Source organism: Gorillibacterium sp. sgz306347 (assembly GCF_059735245.1).
Genome location: NZ_JCAPET010000092.1, coordinates 1 through 2032, shown reverse-complemented (window position 1 = coordinate 2032; position 2032 = coordinate 1). Strand labels below are relative to the sequence as shown.

The 2032-nt window shown below is 56.5% G+C and carries 2 protein-coding genes; both read right to left on the bottom strand.

Features of this window, described 5'->3' with window-relative positions; translation table 11 throughout:
- On the bottom strand, positions 1–589 hold a 589-nt coding region (locus AC6I6H_RS22400; RefSeq protein WP_497956822.1), incomplete at its 3' end, for an NTTRR-F1 domain.
- 261 nt (positions 590–850) lie between these two features.
- On the bottom strand, positions 851–1198 hold the full coding sequence (locus AC6I6H_RS22395) for a hypothetical protein (protein WP_497956820.1): 348 nt from the start codon (positions 1196–1198) through the stop codon (positions 851–853).
- Between the last annotated feature and the right edge of the window lie 834 nt (positions 1199–2032).

The window sequence follows — 2032 nt, the reverse complement described above, 5'->3', positions numbered from 1 at the left end:
TGGCCCCCGTAGCGCCGGAAGCGCCGGTGGCGCCCGTAGCGCCGGGAGCACCTGTAGCGCCGGTGGCACCAGTTGCACCTGTAACCCCCATATCGTTTAGCGCCTCAGCACGGACAAATACAACCTCATCAAGAACAACATCCGCAGTTCCGGAAACAAAAGGCTTTTCAAAAAGGTAGGAGGCATATACGGCATTTGCCGGCGCTACAGCGGTCACATCAAAAACACTTTGCCACGAATCGGTGGTACTGGGCAAACTGTTTTGAGGAAAAGTTAACGTTAAAGCGTTGCTAATCAGTGTGTATGAGGCGTCATAAAAACTAACCGTCACGTTTACCTGGTCGCTGATACCAGGACCAACTTTTGCCAAGGAAAAGCCGACCAGGTAACTGGCCCCAGGCTGAACAAAAGTTGTCGATATGAGGGCGGAATATTGCGTTCCAGCTAACACCGCGCTAAAAAAACCGACTTTGGAGACGGCATTGGTTACCGAGACGTTGTAGCCGGACCAATAGGGAGCCAAAACGCCGGTTTCGAAGCTTCCATTGTTGGCCAAGTTTTCAAACTGAATCGTCATCTTTTCTTTCAACTCCTTTCCTCACATTCTATTAATTAAAGTGATCGGTGGTGTGGTCGTTCGCGTAGAAATGACAGTTGATTTTTGATTTTTGTTTTCAAAAAATAGGCCAGCATATGAAAGTCCTTCTCAAGGAGGAAAGGCAGAACCGTAATCCGCGTCAAAGAGAAAACGACCTAGCCGACGAGAATGAGCCATCGACCAGGTCGTTTTGGTTGTTTCCGAATAAAACGTCATAGAGTTGAGGTTATTTTATCAAAGCGGTTTTGATGATTAGGGAGTGAAAGTTATTGTATTCAGGTTTCGGTTAACAGCAATGGCGGATGTGATGTTGGTTGCAGCCGTAAAAATAACTCTTACTTCATAAGTGACGGAAGCAGTAGCAGGAGTGGTAACCACATAAGTGTTGGAAATGGGGAATCGTTGCGTACCTGCTGTTGAAGCATTCCTGCTAACGGTTCGGGTGGTTAACAAAGTACCGGCTCGATATAGCCGTGTTTCTAGGGTGAGCGACCAGTTTGCTGCTGTAACAGCCTCAACCGAAACGGCATAATCGATCTTCACGCGCTGATTTATCGTTTCATTTTGAGAAACCGAAACTACGCTGACTTCGGTACTCACGGGCGGGAAGACCGAAATAGTACCTGCAATGTCATTAGCAGCTAAAGTTGGCAGATTAGCGACTGTGCCGGTGGCACCTGTCGCGCCGGTAGCTCCGGAAGCGCCGGTGGCACCCGTAACACCGGTGGCACCTGTCGCGCCGGTGGCGCCAGTCGCACCCGTGCCGCCAGTCGCACCCGTGCCGCCGGTAGTTCCGGTAGCTCCGGAAGCGCCGGTAACGCCGGTAGTGCCGGTAGCTCCGGTAGCGCCAGTCGCACCCGTGTCGCCCGTAGTGCCGGTAGCGCCGGTAGCGCCGGTAACGCCGGTAGTGCCAGTAGCTCCGGTAGCGCCAGTGACACCGGTGTCGCCGGTAGCTCCGGTTACACCAGTTGCTCCGGTAGCGCCAGTCGCACCCGTGCCGCCCGTAGTGCCGGTAGCGCCGGTTGCTCCAGTAGCGCCAGTCACACCGGTGTCGCCCGTAGCTCCGGTAGCGCCAGTGACACCGGTGTCGCCGGTAGCGCCGGTTACGCCGGTTGCTCCGGTTACGCCGGTAGCTCCAGTAGCGCCAGTAGCGCCAGTAGCGCCAGTCGCACCCGTGCCGCCCGTAGTGCCGGTAGCGCCAGTCGCACCGGTGTCGCCCGTAGCGCCGGTTACGCCGGTTGCTCCGGTAGCGCCAGTCCACCGGTGACGCCAGTCGCACCCGTGCCGCCCGTAGTGCCGGTGACGCCAGTCGCACCCGTGTCGCCCGTAGCGCCAGTTACGCCGGTAGTGCCGGTAGCGCCAGTAGCGCCAGTCACACCGGTGTCGCCCGTAGCGCCGGTAGCGCCAGTCGCACCCGTGCCGCCCGTAGTGCCG